Source organism: Curtobacterium phyllosphaerae, assembly GCF_049341865.1.
GTDB classification, from domain to species: domain Bacteria; phylum Actinomycetota; class Actinomycetes; order Actinomycetales; family Microbacteriaceae; genus Curtobacterium; species Curtobacterium phyllosphaerae.
The window spans coordinates 402,136-421,012 of sequence record NZ_JBMPIU010000003.1 but is presented as its reverse complement, the minus strand read 5'-3'; the positions used below and the strand labels follow the sequence as shown (position 1 = coordinate 421,012).

19 protein-coding genes are annotated in these 18,877 nt (G+C 71.5%); 7 read left to right on the top strand and 12 right to left on the bottom strand.

What is annotated here, in order from left to right:
• The first annotated feature begins 7 nt into the window (after positions 1 to 7).
• From ACO0E0_RS07585 to ACO0E0_RS07555, 7 genes are all read left to right on the top strand, one after another.
• Positions 8 to 673, top strand: a complete 666-nt coding sequence (locus ACO0E0_RS07585) for a DUF5666 domain-containing protein (protein ID WP_422870793.1) — start codon at positions 8 to 10, stop codon at positions 671 to 673.
• A 219-nt stretch (positions 674 to 892) separates the two neighbouring features.
• A complete protein-coding gene (locus tag ACO0E0_RS07580) occupies positions 893 to 1,885 on the top strand; it encodes a carbohydrate ABC transporter permease (protein WP_422870792.1) in 993 nt (330 codons plus the stop codon).
• Between the two features lie 2 nt (positions 1,886 to 1,887).
• Positions 1,888 to 2,817 (top strand): carbohydrate ABC transporter permease, encoded by a 930-nt coding sequence (locus ACO0E0_RS07575; protein ID WP_422870791.1) that lies wholly within the window; start codon positions 1,888 to 1,890, stop codon positions 2,815 to 2,817.
• Entirely contained in the window at positions 2,814 to 4,205 is a 1,392-nt protein-coding gene (locus ACO0E0_RS07570) for an extracellular solute-binding protein (RefSeq protein WP_422870790.1), read from the top strand. The genes ACO0E0_RS07575 and ACO0E0_RS07570 overlap by 4 nt, the downstream gene beginning before the upstream one ends.
• 53 nt (positions 4,206 to 4,258) lie before the next feature.
• A complete protein-coding gene (locus tag ACO0E0_RS07565; RefSeq protein WP_422870789.1) occupies positions 4,259 to 5,278 on the top strand; it encodes a Gfo/Idh/MocA family protein in 1,020 nt (339 codons plus the stop codon).
• 29 nt (positions 5,279 to 5,307) lie between these two features.
• Positions 5,308 to 6,327, top strand: a complete 1,020-nt coding sequence (locus ACO0E0_RS07560; RefSeq protein WP_422870788.1) for a Gfo/Idh/MocA family protein — start codon at positions 5,308 to 5,310, stop codon at positions 6,325 to 6,327.
• Positions 6,324 to 7,631 (top strand): glycoside hydrolase family 125 protein, encoded by a 1,308-nt coding sequence (locus tag ACO0E0_RS07555; protein WP_422870787.1) that lies wholly within the window; start codon positions 6,324 to 6,326, stop codon positions 7,629 to 7,631. The genes ACO0E0_RS07560 and ACO0E0_RS07555 overlap by 4 nt, the downstream gene beginning before the upstream one ends.
• Before the next feature lie 61 nt (positions 7,632 to 7,692).
• Here the strand turns inward: ACO0E0_RS07555 and ACO0E0_RS07550 are convergent, their stop codons facing one another.
• The 12 genes from ACO0E0_RS07550 to flgB form a co-directional block, all read right to left on the bottom strand.
• Positions 7,693 to 8,868, bottom strand: coding sequence for a flagellar hook protein FlgE (locus ACO0E0_RS07550; RefSeq protein ID WP_422870786.1), 1,176 nt, complete (start codon positions 8,866 to 8,868; stop codon positions 7,693 to 7,695).
• A gap of 103 nt (positions 8,869 to 8,971) precedes the next feature.
• Positions 8,972 to 9,475 carry a flagellar hook assembly protein FlgD gene (locus tag ACO0E0_RS07545; RefSeq protein ID WP_422870785.1) on the bottom strand — a complete coding sequence of 168 codons (504 nt, stop codon included), beginning with the start codon at positions 9,473 to 9,475 and terminating at the stop codon, positions 8,972 to 8,974.
• A 187-nt stretch (positions 9,476 to 9,662) separates the two neighbouring features.
• Complete coding sequence (locus ACO0E0_RS07540) at positions 9,663 to 11,528, bottom strand: flagellar hook-length control protein FliK (protein ID WP_422870784.1); 1,866 nt, start codon at positions 11,526 to 11,528, stop codon at positions 9,663 to 9,665.
• Entirely contained in the window at positions 11,525 to 12,463 is a 939-nt protein-coding gene (locus ACO0E0_RS07535; RefSeq protein WP_422870783.1) for a C40 family peptidase, read from the bottom strand. The genes ACO0E0_RS07540 and ACO0E0_RS07535 overlap by 4 nt, the downstream gene beginning before the upstream one ends.
• A complete protein-coding gene (locus ACO0E0_RS07530) occupies positions 12,460 to 12,888 on the bottom strand; it encodes a flagellar export protein FliJ (protein WP_422870782.1) in 429 nt (142 codons plus the stop codon). The genes ACO0E0_RS07535 and ACO0E0_RS07530 overlap by 4 nt, the downstream gene beginning before the upstream one ends.
• Positions 12,888 to 14,234: a FliI/YscN family ATPase gene (locus ACO0E0_RS07525; protein WP_422870781.1), complete on the bottom strand. Its 1,347-nt coding sequence runs from the start codon at positions 14,232 to 14,234 to the stop codon at positions 12,888 to 12,890. The genes ACO0E0_RS07530 and ACO0E0_RS07525 overlap by 1 nt, the downstream gene beginning before the upstream one ends.
• On the bottom strand, positions 14,231 to 14,896 hold the full coding sequence (locus ACO0E0_RS07520) for a FliH/SctL family protein (protein WP_422870780.1): 666 nt from the start codon (positions 14,894 to 14,896) through the stop codon (positions 14,231 to 14,233). Before ACO0E0_RS07520 ends, ACO0E0_RS07525 begins: the two co-directional genes overlap by 4 nt.
• On the bottom strand, positions 14,889 to 15,932 hold the full coding sequence (gene fliG / locus ACO0E0_RS07515) for a flagellar motor switch protein FliG (protein ID WP_422870779.1): 1,044 nt from the start codon (positions 15,930 to 15,932) through the stop codon (positions 14,889 to 14,891). The genes ACO0E0_RS07520 and fliG overlap by 8 nt, the downstream gene beginning before the upstream one ends.
• Entirely contained in the window at positions 15,929 to 17,602 is a 1,674-nt protein-coding gene (gene fliF / locus ACO0E0_RS07510; protein WP_422870778.1) for a flagellar basal-body MS-ring/collar protein FliF, read from the bottom strand. The genes fliG and fliF overlap by 4 nt, the downstream gene beginning before the upstream one ends.
• On the bottom strand, positions 17,602 to 17,940 hold the full coding sequence (gene fliE, locus ACO0E0_RS07505) for a flagellar hook-basal body complex protein FliE (RefSeq protein WP_479723448.1): 339 nt from the start codon (positions 17,938 to 17,940) through the stop codon (positions 17,602 to 17,604). Before fliE ends, fliF begins: the two co-directional genes overlap by 1 nt.
• Complete coding sequence (locus ACO0E0_RS07500) at positions 17,937 to 18,332, bottom strand: flagellar basal body rod protein FlgC (protein WP_422870776.1); 396 nt, start codon at positions 18,330 to 18,332, stop codon at positions 17,937 to 17,939. The genes fliE and ACO0E0_RS07500 overlap by 4 nt, the downstream gene beginning before the upstream one ends.
• Positions 18,329 to 18,673, bottom strand: coding sequence for a flagellar basal body rod protein FlgB (gene flgB, locus ACO0E0_RS07495; protein ID WP_422870775.1), 345 nt, complete (start codon positions 18,671 to 18,673; stop codon positions 18,329 to 18,331). The genes ACO0E0_RS07500 and flgB overlap by 4 nt, the downstream gene beginning before the upstream one ends.
• Positions 18,674 to 18,877: the final 204 nt, after the last annotated feature.

Sequence of the window (18,877 nt, the reverse complement as noted above, 5' to 3'; positions counted from 1 at the left end):
GTCCCCCATGAGCATGCACGACGACCCCGCATCCACCCCGGCGCCCTCCGGTCCGGCACCCGCACCGACCTCGGGGTCGGCGCCGGCGCCGGGCGGTTGGCCGACCGCGCCGGCGGCATCCGCTCCCGCCTCCGCGCCCGCGCCCGCGCCGGTCGGCTGGCAGACCGCACCGCCCGCACCGAGGTCGCCCGCGCGGTGGCTCGTCCCCGTCGTGGTCGGCGTCCTCGCGCTCGGCGTCGGTCTCGCGGGCGGGATCGTCACCGGGCGTGGCCTGGCCGGGTCCGGGTCTCCGTACGCGCACTCGGCGTCGGGATACGGCGGCGGATCCGGGTCGGGCACCGGCGGGTCGGGCAGCGGCGGCTCCGGCACCGGCGGCTCCGGCACCGGCGGCTCCGGGTTCGGGCGTGCCGGTGGTGCCGGGTTCACGACCGGCACGATCGACTCGGTCTCCGGCTCGACGGTCACCATCACGACGCCCGCGGGCACGAAGGAGACGATCACCGTCCCGTCGTCCGCCACCGTCACGCGGTCCGTGGCGGGCAGCACGTCCGAGCTCAAGGCCGGGCAGCACGTCACGGTCACCGGGACCCCGGACGGGTCCGGCAAGATCACCGCGCGGCACGTCACCGAGGGCGCGACCGGCTTCCGGGGTGGCTCGGGGAGCGGGGCGTGAGCGCCGGCCGGTCCGCCCCGCGTCGGACCGGCCGTGGCCGCACGGGAGGGGGAGAACCGACCGCCGGAACTCCGAGCCGGAGGTTGACCTCGGTCGCGGATCGTCCTTAGCATCGATCACGACGCGATTTCGTCCACCGTTTGGACGGAATGGATCGGTCTGGTGGATCCGCGTCACCCGCGGTCACGACGAGGTGGCCCGGCAACGGAGGGACCACCCGTGACCACCACTGCACGACCCGGGACCGCAGCTCGCCCGTCCCGCAGCGGAACGGCCAAGCTGGTCCGGACGGCCAGCGCCAAACACCCCTGGACACCTGCGGAGCGGCGTCGGCTCCGCATCGGGATCGCCTTCATCTCGCCCTGGATCGTCGGTGTGCTCGTGTTCATCGCCTACCCGCTGATCTACTCGTTCGTCATCAGCCTCACCCGGTACTCCGGGATGGACGCGGCGACCTGGGTCGGGTTCGGCAACTACATCGCCGCGTTCATCGACCCGCTGGTGCACACCGCGGTCGGCAACACGCTGTTCTACGCGGTGATCGCCGTTCCGGTGGGGATCGTGATCGCGATCGTCATCGCCGTCGCGATGAACCAGGACGTCCGCGAGATCAGCTGGTACCGCACCGCGCTCTACATCCCGTCCCTGATCCCCACGTTCGCGCTCGCGTTCATCTTCGTTGTGCTCGTCAACCCGCAGACCGGCATCGTCAACCAGCTGATGAAACTCGTCGGGATCCCCGCGACGAACCTCCTCGGAGACCCCACGACCGCCAAGCTCGTGATCGTCGCCCTCGCGCAGATGGGCGCCGGCAACGCGGCACTCGTGTTCCTCGCCGGCATGCGCGGCATCCCCAAACCGCTCTACGAGGCAGCCCGCGTCGACGGTGCCGGCCGGATGCGGCAGTTCCTGTCGATCACGCTGCCGTTGCTCTCCCCCGCGATCCTGTTCAACCTCATCACCGGGATCAGCAACGGCCTGCAGGTGTTCACCGAGGCGTACGTGATCTCATCCGGGACGGGCGGGCTCGGCTCACCCGACAACGGGACGCTGTTCTACATGCTGTACCTCTACAAGAACGCGTTCAGCTACGCCCAACTCGGGTTCGCGAGTGCGATGGCCGTACTGCTCTTCCTCGCCGGCATGATCCTGTCCGCCCTCGTGTACTGGCTGTCCCGCCGGTTCGTGAACTACGACGTCTCCGGGGAGTGACGATGACCACCACCACCGACCGCAGGTCCACCACCACCGACTCGATCGAGACGGTCCGACCTCCGACACGTCGCGGCGAGCCGTCGCGGAACACCGACGGCTCCGTCCGTTCGGGCTGGTCCACCGTCATCGCCCGGGTCGTGCTCATCGCCGGGAGCGTCCTGTTCCTCATCCCGATCTACTGGATGGTCATCTCGGCACTCAAGGGCAACCAGGAGCTCGGAGCATTCCCGCCGACCTGGTTCCCGCACTGGATCGACTGGTCGAACTTCGGCAAGGCGGTCGCTGCGATGCCGTTCTTCACGTTCTTCCGGAACACCCTCATCATCACGGTCCTCGTGACGCTGTTCTCGATGGCGTCGAACCTCGTGATCGCGTACGGCTTCGCCTGCATCGAGTGGCGCGGCCGCGACCGGATGTTCTACGTCGTGCTCGCGACGCTGTTCATCCCGTTCCCGGTGACCCTCATCCCGATGTTCGACCTGTACGCCCGGCTCGGCTGGATCAACACGTTCTTGCCGCTCGTCGTGCCGAGTCTGTTCGGGTCCGCGTTCTACGTGTTCCTCCTCCGCCAGTTCCTGCTGCAGATCCCGAAGGACCTCCTCGATGCGGCGCGGATGGACGGCGCCTCCGAGTGGCGGATCCTCTGGCGCATCGTGTTCCCGCAGGCCCGTGCGGCACTCGTCACGGTCGGCATCTTCGCGGCGGTCGGAGCGTGGAACGACTTCCTCGGACCACTCATCTACCTGCAGGACGAGAAGGTGCAGACACTGTCGATCGGGTTGCAGAACTTCCGGTTGGCGAACACCGGGAACTTCCAGTTCAACCAGCTCATGGCGGCCTCCGTGCTCATCATCCTCCCGCTCGTCATCCTGTTCTTCTTCTTCCAACGCACATTCCTCAAGGGCATCCAGATCGGGAGCTTCAAGTGAGCGGCGCACTCGACCGACGATCCTTCCTCCGCGGTGCCGCGACCGTCGGCGGTGCCGGTGCCCTCGCCCTGCTCGCAGCTGGTTGCTCGACCGCGGGTGGCTCGAGCGGCGACGCGAACACGGTGTCGATCTGGGGCGTGACGGGGACGTTCGTACCGTTCCAGACCCGGGTGCTCAACCAGTTCAAGCGCCTCCACCCGGAGATCGACGTCCAGGTCAACGTGGTCCCCGGACAGAGCACGGGCGACGCGACGAGCATCATCACCGCCGTCCGTGGCGGGACCGCGCCCGACCTGTGGTTGCTCGACCGCTTCAGCGCTGCGCAGTACGCGGCGATCGGACTCATCGAACCGATCGACGAGCTCATCGAGGAGTTCGAAGCCGAGCCCAAGGAGGAGTTCCTCAAGCAGTGGCTCGGGTTCACGGTCGGGGAGCTCACCTACAAGGACAAGACATACGGGCTGCCCCACGACACGGATGCCCGAGGCATGTTCGTGAACCGGACGATGCTCCGGGACGGCGGTGTCGACCTCGACGAGTTCGACTGGACCAAGAACGGCCCGGTGACGTTCGACCGGGTCGCCGAGGTCGGTGACCGACTCTCCAATAAGTCCGGCGGCGAGTACACGCACGTCGGACTGCTCCCCTGGTACGGCGAGGGGTGGCCGTTCACCTGGGGGCTCGGACTCGGTGCGTCGTACTTCGACAACCAGGCCTGCGGGATGACGATGGACTCGCCGGGCGTCGAGAAGGTCTTCCGGTTCTACGAGGACTGGGCGGAGCGGATCGGGTACCGCGCCGCCGACACCTTCATCGCGACGTACGAGCCGACCGGACACCCTCCCGGGCAGATGGCGTTCATCCAGAACCGGATGGCGTTCATGGTCAGCGTGCCGTCGACCATCCAGACGTTCGACAACTTCGGACCGAAGGACCTCGACTGGACGATGGCCTACCTGCCAACCGAGTCGGCCGGGGACGACAAGTACACCTGGTCGGGTGGCTTCGCGCTCTGCCTGCCGAAGGGGTCCAAGAAGAACCGCGCCGTCTGGGAACTGATGAAGTACTTCACGGGCAAGCGGGGCCAGGAGACCTACATGGTGCCGGCGACCAGCGTGCCGTCGAACATCGCCGCGTTGAAGGACCCGAGGGGCACTGCGAAGTCGATCAAGTTCTTCGTCGAGTCGATGCCCGACTCCACCTGCCGCCCGCCCATCCCGGTCGGTGGCCAGTGGTGGGATGCCCTCGCCGACGCGCGCTCGAGCGTCCTCCTCGGCACGGCCTCCCCGCAGGAGGCGGTCGAGCGAGCCCAGGCGCGCGTCGACCCGATCATGCAGACCTACTGTCCGTTCACACTCCCGAAGGACTACGGCAAGGTCGACATCTGACGCCGCGCCCACCGCGGCACCCGACCCGTCGCGACCACCGATGAGAGGAACTCATGACCGCCCCACCCCTCCGCGTCGCCGTGCTCGGCTTCTGGCACGTCCATGCCGGTGACTATGCGCGCCGTACCGTGGAGCACCCGGCTGCCGAGCTCGTCGCCGTCTGGGACGACGACGCCGCGCGCGGCCGCGCCGGTGCCGAGCAGTTCGGCGTGCCGTTCATCGCGGACCTCGACGCCGTGCTCGCACGCGACGACGTCGACGCCGTGACGGTCACGACGTCGACGGACGTCCACCGCGACGTGATCGTGCGGGCCGCGAACGCCGGCAAGCACGTGTTCACCGAGAAGCTGCTCGCGCCGACGGTCGCGGAGTGCCAGGACGTCGTCGCTGCATGCGACGCGGAGGGCGTCGTGCTGCAGGTCTCCCTGCCACGGCTGTACGACGGGTACACCGCGGCAGTGCTCGACGAGGTCCGCTCGGGGCGTCTCGGCGACGTCACCTCCACCCGGGTGCGGCTCTCGCATGACGGCGCCCTGCCGCGGGACGGCGGACCCGGCTGGCTGCCCGAGCGGTTCTTCGACCCGGAGACCGCGATCGGTGGTGCCCTCACCGACCTCGGGTGCCACCCGGTGTACCTCACGCAGTTGTTCCTCGGCGCGCACCCCGACAGCGTCACGGCGACCTACCGCTCGATGACGGGTCGTGCCGTCGAGGACCACGCCGTGGTCACGGTCGGGTACCCGTCGCACGCCATCGGCGTGATCGAGGCGGGGTTCGTCGCGGATGTGCCGTTCACGATCGAGGTGGTCGGCACCGCCGGCCGGGTCTCCTACGACGACCGGGAGGGACGGGTCACCGCCGCCGGGTCGGCCTACGGAGTCGAGCCGGTCACGATCCCGATCCCCGCCGACTCGCCCGACGCCTACGCACAGTGGGTCGACCACATCGCGACCGGTTCCCGCGCGGACGAGAACGTCGCGCGCGCCGTCGACCTCACCCGCCTCGTCGTCGCGGCGAACGCGGCGGCGAACGCGGCGGCGAGCGCGGCGCCGCCGGCCACCGCCCGCGCCTGACGACCATTCGATCACCCTGGGAGGACCCCATGCCCCACGAACCCATCCGCGTCGGTCTCATCGGCGGCGGCGGCATCGCCGGCGTGCACATCGAGGGGTACGCGCAACACGCCGACCTGATCCGTGTCGCCGCCGTCGCCGACGCCGACGCCGAGACTGCAGCACGACGGGGCGGACAGCTCGATGTCCCGTTCACCACCGACTACGCCGAGATGCTCGCGACGGCCGACATCGACGCGGTGGACATCTGCCTCCCGCACCACCTGCACCGCGACGCGATCGTCGCCGCGGCGCGGGCGGGCAAGCACGTGCTCTGCGAGAAGCCGCTCTGCCTCAGCCCCGACGAGGCCCGTGACGTGCAGGCCGCCGTGTCCGACGCCGGGGTGACCCTGATGTGCGCCCACAACCAACTGTTCCTGCCCGCGGTGGCCCGCGCGAAGGAGCTCATCGAGTCCGGTGTCCTCGGTACGGTCTACGAGGTCCGGACCACCGACAGCTTCCGGAACGAGTTCGACCCGTCGAACATGGGCTGGCGCGCGGATGCCGCGCAGAGTGGTGGCGGTGAGCTGATCGACACCGGCTACCACCCGAGCTACCTGCTCATGCACCTCGCCGGCGGGGTCCCGGTGCAGGCGACGGCGATGCTCTCCACCCACCGCCTGACGTTCATGGAGGGCGAGGACTCGGCGCAGGCCCTGTTCCGCTTCGACAACGGCACGGTCGGGCAGATGGTCACCAGCTGGGCGTACGACCCCGCCCACGGCACCGAGCGGTTCAGTGTCGTCGGCGAACTCGGCGCGCTGACGAGCGACGGCACGACGCTCCGCTGGGACCTCCGCGACGGTACGAGCGAGACCGTCGTGTTCCCCGAGGTGGACACGTTCGCCGCCGAGATCGGCGCGTTCGGTCGCTGCCTCCGTGACGGCGCGCGGCCGATCCACACCGAGCGGGAAGGCATCGCCGTCCTCGGGATGATCCTCGCCGCGTACGAGGGTGCGCGGACCGGGACCATCGCCCCTGTGCTCCAGGCCCTCCCCGTCCGCGGGTGATCGTCGACCCGGCCGTCTCGACCATGCTCCGGGCAGCGGCGGACGCGGTCCGGAGCACCGTCGGGCTCCGAGCCGGGAACATGGTCGAGGACGCCCTCCGGCTGACGCTGACCGACACCGTCACGATCGACGACGACGGATCGGCCTTCGTCATCACGGGCGACATCCGGGCGATGTGGCTCCGGGACTCCACGACGCAGATGCTGCCGTACCTGCGGTTCGCCGCGGCGTGCCCGCCGGTGGCGGAGCTGCTCGCCGCGGTCGTCCGCCGCCAGTTCCGACTCATCGAGCACGACCCGTACGCGAACGCCTTCAACCGCCGTCCGTCCGGGGCGCACCACGACCGGCGCGACCGCTGCGACGACCCCCTGGTCTGGGAGCAGAAGTACGAGCTCGACAGCCTCGCGTACCCGATCCTCCTCGCCCACCGGCTCCGCGGGCGCACCGGTCGGGACGACGTCTTCGACGAACGGTCGCACCGGGTCTGCCGGATCGTCGTCGACCAGTGGACCCTGGAGCAGGACCACGACCGGTCGACCTACCGGTTCGTCAGGGACATCGGGATCCCGACCGAGACGCTCGCCCGCGACGGTCGTGGCCGGCCGGTCGCGGTCACCGGCATGACCTGGTCCGCGTTCCGGCCCTCCGACGACGCGGGCACATTCGGCTACAACGTCCCGGAGAACCTGCACGCCGCGCAGGCGCTCGTCGCCGTCGCGGACGTCGCGCGGGCGGTCTGGCACGACGAAGCGCTCGCGGCCGACGCGGACGCCCTCCGCGACGGGGTCCTCCGGGGCGTCGCGGAGCACGGCATCGTCGAGCGGGACGGCGAACGGGTCTACGCGTACGAGGTCGACGGTCTCGGAGGCGTGGCCGTGATGGACGACGCGAACATGCCGTCCCTGCTGTCGTTGCCGATCGACGCACCCGACGTGATCGACCCGGAGGTGGCGGCCGCGACGCGCCGACACGTCCTCGGTCCGGCGAACCCGTACTGGTTCAGCGGGTCGGCGGCGTCGGGCATCGGCAGCTCCCACACCCGGCCCGGACGCGTGTGGCCGATCGCGCTGGCGGTCGAGGGTCTGACCGGGACGCCGGAACGGCGTCGAGAACTGCTCGACGTGCTCCTCGCGACCGACGCCGGGACGGGCCGCATGCACGAGTCGTTCGACGTCGACGAACCGCGGGTGTTCTCGCGCGCCTGGTTCTCGTGGGCCGACTCGATGTTCTGCGAGCTGGCGCTCACGGTCGTCGACGACGCCCGTGACGCCGCCGGCTCCGGTCCGCTCGGGCACGGCGAGTGAGCACGGATCGTCGACCACCCGGAGGCGACTCGACGATCCGTGCTCACTCGCCGGAGCGCGACTAGCGCTTCAGGTTCGTCAGCTCCTGCAGGACCTCGTCCGAGGTGGTGATGATGCGGGCGTTCGCCTGGAACCCACGCTGCGCGACGATCAGGTTCGTGAACTCCTGCGACAGGTCGACGTTCGACATCTCGAGCGTGCCGGAGGCGAGTGACCCGACGCCCGCGGACCCCGGGATGCCGACGTTCGCGGTGCCCGAGTTCGCCGTGGCGCGGTAGCCGGAGTTGCCGGTCTTCTCGAGCCCGGACGCGTTGGCGAAGGTCGCCAGTGCGATCCGTCCGACCGCCAGGGACGACCCGTTCGAGAACTGGCCGACGAGCGTCCCGTCCTTCGAGAGCGAGAAGCCCTGGAGCGTCCCGGCCTCGTGTCCGTTCTGGCTGACGATCGACGCCGTGTTGAGCGTCGCGAACCCGGTGAGGCTCGTCATGTCGGCGGTGATGTTCCCGACCTTGAGCGTGCCGCCGCTGGCGAGCTTGCCGTCGGCGCCGAAGGTGATCGTGCCCGATGCGGCGTTGCCGGACCCGTCGGTGCCGGTGACGTTCCACCCGGCGTCGGTCTTCGTGTACGCGAGGGTCATGGTGTGCTTCGTGCCGTAGGCGTCGTACACGTCCGAGTCGCGGGTGATCGTCGCACCGGTGGCCGTGTCCGACGGCAGGTTGCCGGCGACCGACGCCGACGTCGTGGCCGTGGCAGGCGCGGCACCGTTCAACGGGAGGGTGACGTCGCCGAGCTGGCCGCCGTCGTTGACGACGCCGTTCGTGGCCGAGTACCCCTGGACGATCTTGCCGTCCGGGGTGACGAGCCGGCCGTTCGCGTCGAAGTCGAAGGACCCGGCGCGCGTGTAGACCGTGTCGTTGCCCTGGCGGGTGACGAAGAACCCGTCGCCGGAGATCATCAGGTCGGTGGCCTTGCCGGTGGCCTGCGCCGAGCCCTGCGAGAAGTTCGTGGAGACACCGGCGACCTGGACGCCGAGGCCGATCTGCGCCGGGTTCGTGCCGCCGATGCCCGTCTGCGGTCCGCCGGCACCCTGCGTCATCTGCGACAGGGTGTCCTGGAACACGGTGGTCGAGGCCTTGAAGCCGGCGGTGTTGACGTTGGCGATGTTGTTGCCCGTGACGTCGAGCATCTCCTGGTGGGAGCGGAGTCCGGAGATCCCGGAGTAGAGCGAGCGGAGCATGGATGCGGCCTTTCGGAGTGTGCAGCTGAGGAGGTCCGCGGCGCATCCGTGCTGTGCGGGAGGAGTGGTGCCGGCCGTCCTGGCCGGAGGAAGCGATGTGCTGTCAGGCGGTGGTGGTCGAGAGCCCGGAGATCACGTCGAGATCGACCTCCTTCCCGTTGACGGTGACGGTCGGGACGCTCGCGGCGTACGAGACCGCCGTCGCGGTCCCGGTGACGGCCTTGCCGCTCGCCGCGTCGGTGTACGAGACCTGCTTGCCGACGAGGTTCGCGGCGGCGATCCGCATCTGCAGCGAGAAGTTCTCGTTCGTCGTCGTGGTCTGGTTCGAGATCTGCTCCATCATCGCCAGCTGCGTCTGCTGCCCGATCATCGCGTTGGTGTCCATCGGGCTCGACGGGTCCTGGTTCTGCAGCTGCGTCACGAGGAGCTTCAGGAACACCTTCGAGTCCATCGTCTGCGACGAGGAGGTCTTGTTCGCGGCGAGGGCCGCGGCCTGGGTGGCCGCGTCCACGGAACCGGTGATGCCGTCGAGTGCCATGCGGTGGTCCTTCGGTCGTGGATTCGGGATGGAGGCGCGGAGCCCGTCGAGCGGACGGGCGTGGGTCATGCGGGTTGGACGGGATGCTGCTCGCGGACGGAGGTCTGCTGTCGGGACTATCGACCGCTGCGTCCGGCCGGTCAGTCCCGCCGCACCCCCGGCTCGGGGGACGCCGACCCGGCACCGCCGTCCGGACGCCGCACCCTCCTCGAGCGCGGTGTCTCGTCGGGACGGCGGTGTCCTCGGTGACGGACGATCATGCGAGCACGTCCAGACCCGGTGACCCGGGCGTCCGCACAGCCGGTGCCGGCGTGGCGGAGCGGTGTCGGGCCTCCCGTCCGGTGTCACCGGGCCGGACCGACGGCGCCTGCCGCGGCAGGTCGTGACGCTCGGCCGAGGGCTGGTTCTGGCTCGACAGGTCGAGGGTCGTGCTGACGCCGGTCTGGCCCATGTCGCGGCGCAGGTCCGGGAGGATCGCGCGGACGGCGTCGCGACCGGCTTCGGACGCGGCGAACATCTCGACGTGCATGCCCTGCGCGGAGACGTGTGCACGGACGGTGACCTGGCCGAGCGACTCCGGGGCGACCGTGACGGTGACGACGTGCTGCCCGTGGCCGGCGGACGCGAGGGTGAAGAGCGGTCGGGCGAGCTGCTGCGCGAGGGGCGGTTGCGGGGTCGGGGTCGGTGCGGCCGTCGGGGTCGACGGGCTCACCGACACCGCGGAGCCGACGGACAGTGGTCCCGGGAGCGTCGCGGGCACGACGGTCGGGCTGTCCGGGCCCTCCTGCACGCCGGGGTCGGTCGGCGCCGGGGCGTCGGTCCGGGGTGCGGTGGCCGTGGTCGGCTCCGCGGTGCGGATCTGTGGGGCCGCCGGTGCCGGGGGCGCCGCGGGGGTCGCCGCCGGTGCCGGTGCCGAGGCCGAGGCCGAGGCCGGTGCCGAGGATGCAGGAACCAGGGGTCCCGATCCCACGGCACTCCGGTTCTGTGCGTTCTCGGCCGGAGCCGCCGAAGGTGCCGGAGCCGCGGAGGGTGCCGGGGCGGCCGGGGCCGGGGCGGCCGGGCCGGCAACCCCTCCCGTCGAGGACGCAGAGAACCCGGGTGTGGCGGAGCTGGCACTCCGGATCGCCGCATTCTCGGAGGGCGTCGGGGCCTGGCCCGGGGCCGAGGCCGCACCGACGGGCGGAGTCAGAGCCGGGCCCGCAGGGGTCGACGGGCCCGTCGGAGCGACCGATCCCGCCATGGACGAGGCACCCGCGGCGACGACCGCACCGGCCGAGCCGACCGCACCCGCCGGGACGTCGGGACCAGCCGCGCCGAGCGGACCCGCCGAGGCGTTCGCAGCAGCCGAGACGTCGGGACCAGCCGAGCCGAGCGGACCAGCCGAGACGCCGGGACTGGCCGCGCCGAGCGGACCCGCGGTGCCGACCGCCGTGCCGCGGGGACCCGCCGCGCTGGCCGGACCCGCCGACCGGACCGGACCGGCCGTGCCGAGCGGGAGGAGCGCACTCGGCATGACGAGCGTGGCGTCTGCACCGACCCCCACGATGCCACCCGTGCGAGATGCTCCATCACCGACGACGAGACCATCGGTTCCGGTGGTACCGGCCGTGCTCACCGTGCTGCCCCCGCCGGTCGTGCTGCCCCCGCCGGTCGTGCTGCCCCCGGTCGTGCTCGCCGTGCCGTCCGCGGTCCCGGTGCCGACCGTGCTTCCGCCGACCGTGCTGTCGGCGCCCGCCGCGTCACCGCCGCCCACGAGGCCGTTCGCGCCGGAGCTCCCCTGCTCGGCGCTCCCCTGCTCGTCGTCCGCCTCCGTCGCGCCGTCCTCGCGGCCGATGGTGTGCCGTGCGCGACCCGACGTCGCCGCAACCGCGTGGTCGTGTCGACCGACGGCGTCCCTCCCGGCTGGACGCCTCGTGCCGAGGTCGTCGCCACGAATGGCTCCCGGACCGTCGTCGCGGCGAGCCTCGTGTCGAGGACCTCGCTCGGAGCCCCGATCCGCGTCGTCGCGGGCGACGGCCGTCATCGCGGCGCCGAAGCCCTCACCACCGTCGGCGGAGGTGGGCGCCTGCACCGAACTCGGGCGTGCGGCGGGCGCGGTCGTGGGAGCGGTGATCATGCTCATGCGAACGAGCCTCCGTTCATGAGCGCCGAGAGCGCTGCGGTCTGCAGGTCGGTGGAGGACGTCGAACCGGAGCCGAGCAGGCCGGCGGCGAGCGAACCCGAGGAACTCGCGGACGCGCCGGACAGGCCCGCGAGCCCGGACGTGCCGGACAGGCCCGACAGCGCCGACAGGCCCGACAGGCCGGGCATGCTCGACAGGCCGGACAGGCTCGAGAGGCCCGCGAGCGACGAGAGCGACGGCCCGGCGGACGGCGACGCGAACACGGACGACGACGCCGACCTGGCCGCACTCGCCGCACTCGCCGCGGCGTCGGCCGCCGAGGGGACGATGCGACGGATCGTCGCGATGTCCGAGTCCTTGTACCAGTTGTCCACGATCCGGACGTCCTTGCCCGGGCGGGGCGCATGCAGCACCTTGCCGTCGCCCGCGTAGATGACGACGTGCCCCTCGCCCTTCGGGATGATGAGGTCGCCCGGCTGCGCGTCCGCGAGCGACGGGACGGAGACGCCCATCTTCGCCTGGTCCGGCACGACGCGCGGCATCGAGACGCCGAGGTCCTTGAACACCGTCTGGACGAGGCCGGAGCAGTCCATGCCCGACCTGGTCGTACCGCCGAACACGTACGGCACGCCGAGGTACTTCTTCGCGTCCGCGAGCACGTCGGCTCCCGTCGCGCCGGAGCCGGTCGCGAGCGTGCCCTTCCCGGCGTCGACCGACGTCCGCGTCGCAGCGCCGGCGGCAGCGGCCCCGCCGGCCCCGGCGGCCGCGGTGTCGCCCGCGGTCGACGGATCCGCGGCCGCGAGCGCGGACGCGAAGGCCGACGACGACGCGGCGCTCGCCGCGGCGGACGAGGACCCGGCCTGAGCGCCGCCCTGGAGCGTCTGGATCTGGCTCTGGATCTCCTGGATGCGGGCCATCACCGCGTCGACGCTCATCGGACCGCCTCGTCGCGACGCACGGCGATCCGTGCGGCGATCTCGTCGAGGACGATCTGCTCACCGCGGAGCTCCTCGGCGGCGGTCCGTGTCACGTGCGCTCCCTCGAGCTTCTCGAGTCCGAGTGCGGCGCGGCGGGCGTCGTTGTAGCGGGCCTGTGCGGCGTCCGCGGCCTGTCGGCGGGTGCGCGCGACGGCGTCGAGCTCCTCGAGCATGCCGCGCGTCGACGCACGCGCCGCGGCGACCGCGCTGAGCATGGCCGCGTCGGTGACGCCGGTCGGCGTGTCCGCGAGCGTCCGACGTGCCGCGATCCGCGCGTCGGCAGCGTCCCGCATCCGGTCGTTCGCGTCCGCGAGGGCGGCACCGGCCTGGTCCTGCTGGGCGTGGCGGAGCCGGAGGAGTCCGGCGAGGGGGAACTTGGCCATCATGCGCCTCCGAGCGTCGAGGGGCCGACGAGTTGCCGTGCGAGTGCTGCCAGCCGCTGCCAGGAGTCCTCCGCCGGGGCGGACTCCCCCATGCCCTGCTGCAGGAACGCGTCGATCGCGCCCTGGTGGTCGACCGCGGCGTCCACGAGCGGGTTCGTGCCGCGCTGGTAGGCACCGACGTCGAGCAGGTCCTGCGCGGCCTTCCGCGCAGCCATCACCGTGCGGAGCGTGCGGGCCGACGCCCGCTGGGTGTCCGTCGTCACCTTCGCAGCGACCCGCGACACCGACCCGAGCGCGTCGACGGACGGGAAGTGCCCGGTCACCGCGAGTCGGCGGTCGAGCACGACGTGGCCGTCGAGGATGCTCCGCGCGGCGTCGGCGATCGGCTCGTTGTGGTCGTCGCCGTCGACGAGCACCGTGTAGAGCCCGGTGATGCTCCCGACCCGGTCGGTCCCGGCCCGCTCGAGCAGCCCGGCGAGCACCGAGAACGTCGACGGCGGGTACCCCCGGGTGGCGGGCGGCTCCCCCACGGAGAGCCCGATCTCGCGCTGCGCCATCGCGACGCGGGTGAGCGAGTCCATCATGAGCACGACGTCCTGCCCGGCGTCGCGGAAGGACTCGGCGATGCGGGTCGCGACGAACGCGGCACGGAGTCGCATCAGCGCGGGCTCGTCGGACGTCGACACGACGACGACGGAGCGGGCGAGACCCTCGGGCCCCAGGTCGTCCTCGAGGAACTCCCGGACCTCGCGGCCACGCTCGCCGACGAGCGCGATGACGTTCACCGCGGCGGAGGACCCTCGCGCGATCATCGACAACAGCGACGACTTGCCGACACCGGACCCGGCGAACAGGCCCATGCGCTGTCCCCGGCCGACGGTGGTGAGGGTGTCGAGCACCCGGACCCCGAGCTGCAGCGGGGCGTCGATGCGCGCACGGTGCATGGCCGACGGGGTGTCGTGGTCGAGCGGCACGGCGCCGTCGGAGTCGAGCGGACCGCGTCCGTCGATCGGCCGGCCGAGCCCGTCGAGCACCCGTCCGAAGAGCCCCGTCCCGGTGGGGACCAGGACGGGTCGCCCGGTGGGCCGTGCCGGCATCCCGGCGGTGATCCCGGCGAGCCGACCGAGTGGCATGCAGCGGATCCCCGAGCCGTCGGTCGCGACCACCTCGACGAGCGCCGAGCCCACCGTGCCGGGCACACCGACCTCGACGACCTCCCCGATCGCGCAGTCGAGCCCGGCGATCGTGACACCGAGTCCCACGGCGCTCGCGACGACGCCGACGCGCTGCGGACGCGCGGCAGCGAGCGCCGACGCGAACGCCGGTGACTCGAGGAGCGCCGTCATGCGACGTCCTCCCCGAGCAGCGCCGTGCGCGCACGCTCCAGTGCGGTCGTGATCCGCGCGTCGAGCAGACCGTTCGGCAGGTCGACCACGGCGTCGCCGTCCTGCAGCGACGCATCGGCGACGACCGGGACCCCGAGGTCGTCGGCCGCGACCGCGGCCGCGTCCGCCGGGCTGAGCCGGAGCGCCGTGACGACCGTGCGGTCGACGGACGCGAGCGCCCGCACGACGGTCGCGTACGCGCCGGACGCAGGCAGCGCCTCCCGGCCGGACAGCGCGACCGGAGACGGACGGGAGGCACGGATCTCGTGTCCGACGACGGCTTCCGCGAGCTGCAGCGCAGCGTCGACCAGGGTCCCCTCGGCCTCGTCGAGGACCGGGGTCGCGCGTGCTGCGAACGCCGCCGCGGCGGCGGCGAGCGTCCGGACCCCGGCGGCGTGCCGCTCCTCGAGCTCTGCCGTGCGCGCGGCGTACTCCGCCTCCGCCTCCGACCGACGCGACGCCGCGACGGCGTCGGCGGCGCGGAGACCGGCCGCGTAGCCCGCGGCGTGCCCTCGTGCCTCGACCCGGGCGGCACGGGCGACCGCCTCCGCGTCCGCGGGGACGCCGACGGCCGGGTAGGCGATCCGGGCGTAGACGGGCGCCTGCAGCTGGGTGTCACTCAACGAAGTCGTCCTCCTCTGCGCGGTGCATCGTGATGACGCCCTGCGCCTCGAGCTCGCGGATGGAGCGGACGACCTCGGCCCGCGCCTCCTCGACCTGGGACATCCGGACCGGACCCATCGTCGAGATCTCGTCGTCGAGCACGTCGCGGTTGCGTTCGGACACGTTCGCGCGGATGGTCTCGGTGACCGACGCGTCCGCGCCCTTCATCGCCGTCGCGAGGATCTTGGAGTCGATGCCGCGGAGCACCTGCTGGATGTCGCGCGCCTCGAGCTTGACGATGTCGGCGAAGGTGAGCATCCGGGACCGGATGTCCTCGGCGAGCTCCGGGTCCCGCTCCTCGAGCTCGTCAAGCAGGGCGCGTTCGGTGGCGACGTCGGACCGGTTGATGATGTCGACGAGCGGTGCGATGCCGCCGACGACCTCGACGGTCGCGCGGGGTGCGACGACCGCACCGGCGCGGACCTTGAGCGTCGTGGCGACGATGCCGACGGCCTCCGGTGTCGCGGTGCCCATCGTCGCGAACGACTGGGCGACGTCGGTGCGGACCTCCTCGTCGATGCCGGCGAGGACCGCGGACGCCTGGGCGGCCTTGAGGTGCGCGAGGACGAGCGCGATGGTCTGCGGGAGTTCACCGTCGAGGAGCGTCACGACCTGTCCCGGTTCGGCCTCGTCGAGGAACTCGAACGACTTGCCGGCCATCGACGACGCGAGCCGGTCCATGACGCCGGCGGCCCGCTCGGAGCCGAACGACGCCTCGAGGAGACCGATCGCGGCGTCACGACCACCGCGCTTCTGGGGGCGGCCCGTCATGCTCATCCGGTGGAACTCGGTCATCGTGCGGTCCGCGACGCTCTGGTCGACGCGACGCATCCGGACGATCTCGGCGGTGATCTCCTCGGCCTCGAACTCGGAGAACTGCTTCATCACCTCGGCGGCGCGGGCGGTCTCCATCTGCATGAGGATGACGGCGACCTTCTGCGCACCGGTCAGCGGCGCGGCGGCGTTCGACCCGGGCCCGGCGACGGCGGCGCTCACACCGACGTCCGGTCGTCGAGCAGGCCGCGGAGGAGGTCGGCGGTCTTCTCGGGGTCGCGCTCCGCGAAGGCGCTGATGTCGGCACGGCGACGCTCGGCCGTGAGGTCCTCGGAGCTCATCGCCTCCGTCGGCAGGTCGCCGTCGGGGAGGACGCCGAGGACCTGGGTCGGCGTCTCGAAGTCGATCGCGGGACGGGCCGCGGCGGCGTCGAGTGCGACCGGCATCGTGAAGCTGTCCCCGAAGGCGTCGAGCTCGCCGAGGTCGACGTCCTCGCGCTCGGCCCGGCGGCTCCGGCGGGCGAGGACGATGAGCCCGGCGATGAGCACGCCCGCGATCCCGGCGACGATCGCCGCGATCTTGATCGTCGACCACATCGAGTCCTGCGCGGCCTGCGCGTCGGCGGCCTTCAGCGCGACCGCGGCCTGCTTCGCGGCGTCGGTGTTGAAGTCGACGATGCCGACCTTCACCTTGTCGCCGCGCTGCTGGTCGACGTTCGCCGCACTCGCGACGAGGTCGTTCACGGTCTGCAGGTTGGCGCCCTTGGCGTACTTGCTGTCGATCGCGACCGAGATGGACTGGTTGTCGAGCGCACCGGACGGGATCGTCGTGGTCTCGGTCGTCTTGTCGACCGCGTTGTTCTTCGTGCTCGACTCGTTCGTGTAGCCGCCGTCGCCGGAGGTGCCGGTCCCGGAGGACGCTGTGCCGTTCGGCACCGCGATGTTGTCCGGTCCGAGCACGCCCGTCGCGGATCCGGACCCGGCCGCGCCCGAGCCGTTGCCGTACTGCTCGGTCGTGCTCGACTCGTTCAAGGCGACCGGTCCGGTGGTGGGCTGCGAGAACGACTCGGTGGTCTTCGTGCCGGAGTTCTGGTTCATCGTCGCAGCGACGATGACCTGCGAGTGCCCCGGCCCGAACATCTTGTCGAGGATCGCCTGGATCTTGCTGCCGGTCGCGCTGTCGTAGTCGGCGGCCTGGTCGGACGCGGACCCCGTGGCCCCGGTGCCGACGGCGGAGAGCACGTTGCCCTTCGCGTCGACCACCGAGACGTCGGTCGGCTGCATGTCCTCGACGGCGGCGCTCGTCAGGTGCACGATCGCCGAGACCTGGTTGTCGGTGAGGGTCTGCCCCGCCTTCGTCTCGACGAACACCGACGCGGTCGGGTCCTTCGTGTCGGCGACGAACACGCTCTTCTCGGGGATCGCGAGCTGGACGGACGCGGTCTGCACGCCGTCCATCGCGCTGATCGTCTTGGCCAGCTCGCCCTCGATCGCCCGCTTGTAGGTGACGTTTTGCTGGAACTCGGACGCCGTGACGCCCATCTTGTCGAGCAGGGAGTACCCGCCCTCGTTCGACGACGGCAGCCCGGCGCTGGCCGCCTTGAGCCGCTCGGCGTACACGGAGCCCTGCGGGACGAGGATCGTCGCCCCACCGTCGGCGAGCTCGTACGGCACGCCGTCGGTGGTCAGTTGGTCGGTGATGCTCGATGCGTCCGCCGCGGCCAGACCGGTGAAGAGCGGGGCGTAGGACGGCTTGCCGAGCCATCCCGCGAGTGCGATGCCGCCGAGCACGACCGCGGCGATGCCGATGATCGCGATGGTGCGCTGGGCGACGGAGAATCCCTTGACGGTCGTGCCGAACCGGCCGAACATGCTGCGGAGTGCGACGGGCATCAGGCCTGCATCCTCATGATCTCGTTGAACGCGTCGACGCCCTTGTTGCGGACGGCGGCGACGAGCTCCAGGGTGACCTGGGCACGGGTGGATGCGATGGTCGCATCGTGGATGTCGTCGAGGTTGCCGGTGACGGCCTTCACGGCGAGCGTCTTCGACGTGCCCTCGAGCTGCTGGAGTCCGTCGACGGCGTTCCCCATGCTCGTGGCGAAGTCACCGGACGTGCCGGTGGTCGCGGTCGTGGCGTCGATGCCCTGCGTCGCGGACGTCGAACCGACCCCGCCCCAGGCGCCGGACAGGGCGTTCGTGCTGAACCCGTTGATCGCGGTGACCATCAGCTCCTCCCGATCTGGAGCGCGGCCTCGTAGGCGGTCTTGGCACGGTCGACCACGGCGGCGTTCGCCTGGTAGCCGCGCTGGGCCATGATGAGGTCCGCCATCTGCGTCCCGAGGTCGATGTCGGGCATCCGCACGTAGCCCTCGGCGTTCGCGAGCGGGTTGGACGGGTCGTAGGTGACGCGCCCCGCGGCACTGCCGAACGCGGCGCCCTTGACGTACGCGCCGGAGGTGCCGGCGCCCTCCTGGACCTCGACGTAGCGGGCCTGGAACGCGGTGTCGTCCATGGACTTGACGGTGTTGACGTTGGCGATGTTGTCGGAGATGGCGTCGAGCCACTTGCGGTGCACGGTCATGCCGGTGCTCGCGATGCCGATCGCGTCGAAGGTCGTCATGAGTTCGTCCGCATCGCCGCACGGACCGCGGTCAGCTCGGAGTTCATCGCCTGGGTCGCGAACTGGTACCGGAGGACGGTGTCGATGTTCGAGAGCGTCTCCTCGTCGAGGTTGACGTTGTTCCCGTTCGTGTTCGTCGGCTCGAGGCTCCGCTTGGTGGTCGCCGTCGCCGCCCCGTGGCCCTCGTCCACCGACTTCGCGAGCGCGTCCTCGAACTGGACCTTCTCGGCGTGGTAGTTCGGCGTGTTGATGTTCGCGATGTTGTTCGCGATCGTCCTCTGCCGGAGCGAGAGACCGTCGAGCGCGCTCTGCAGCGCCGAGGTCGTCACGGATTCGAGCATGGCCAGCCGTTCCACGTGCCGACGGCCACCTGCGGGGTGGACGCCTGGGGCGAGGGCCGATCCGTGGCCGGGGACGAGCGATCCGTGCTCAGAGTGCGCTATCGGCCTCGGGTGCGCGGGGTGTTAGTGGTCGCCCCGAAGTGGGGACAGCTGTCGCGGGGCGGGGGTGCGGCGCGGGGCGGGGCGGTGCGGGGCGGCGCGGTG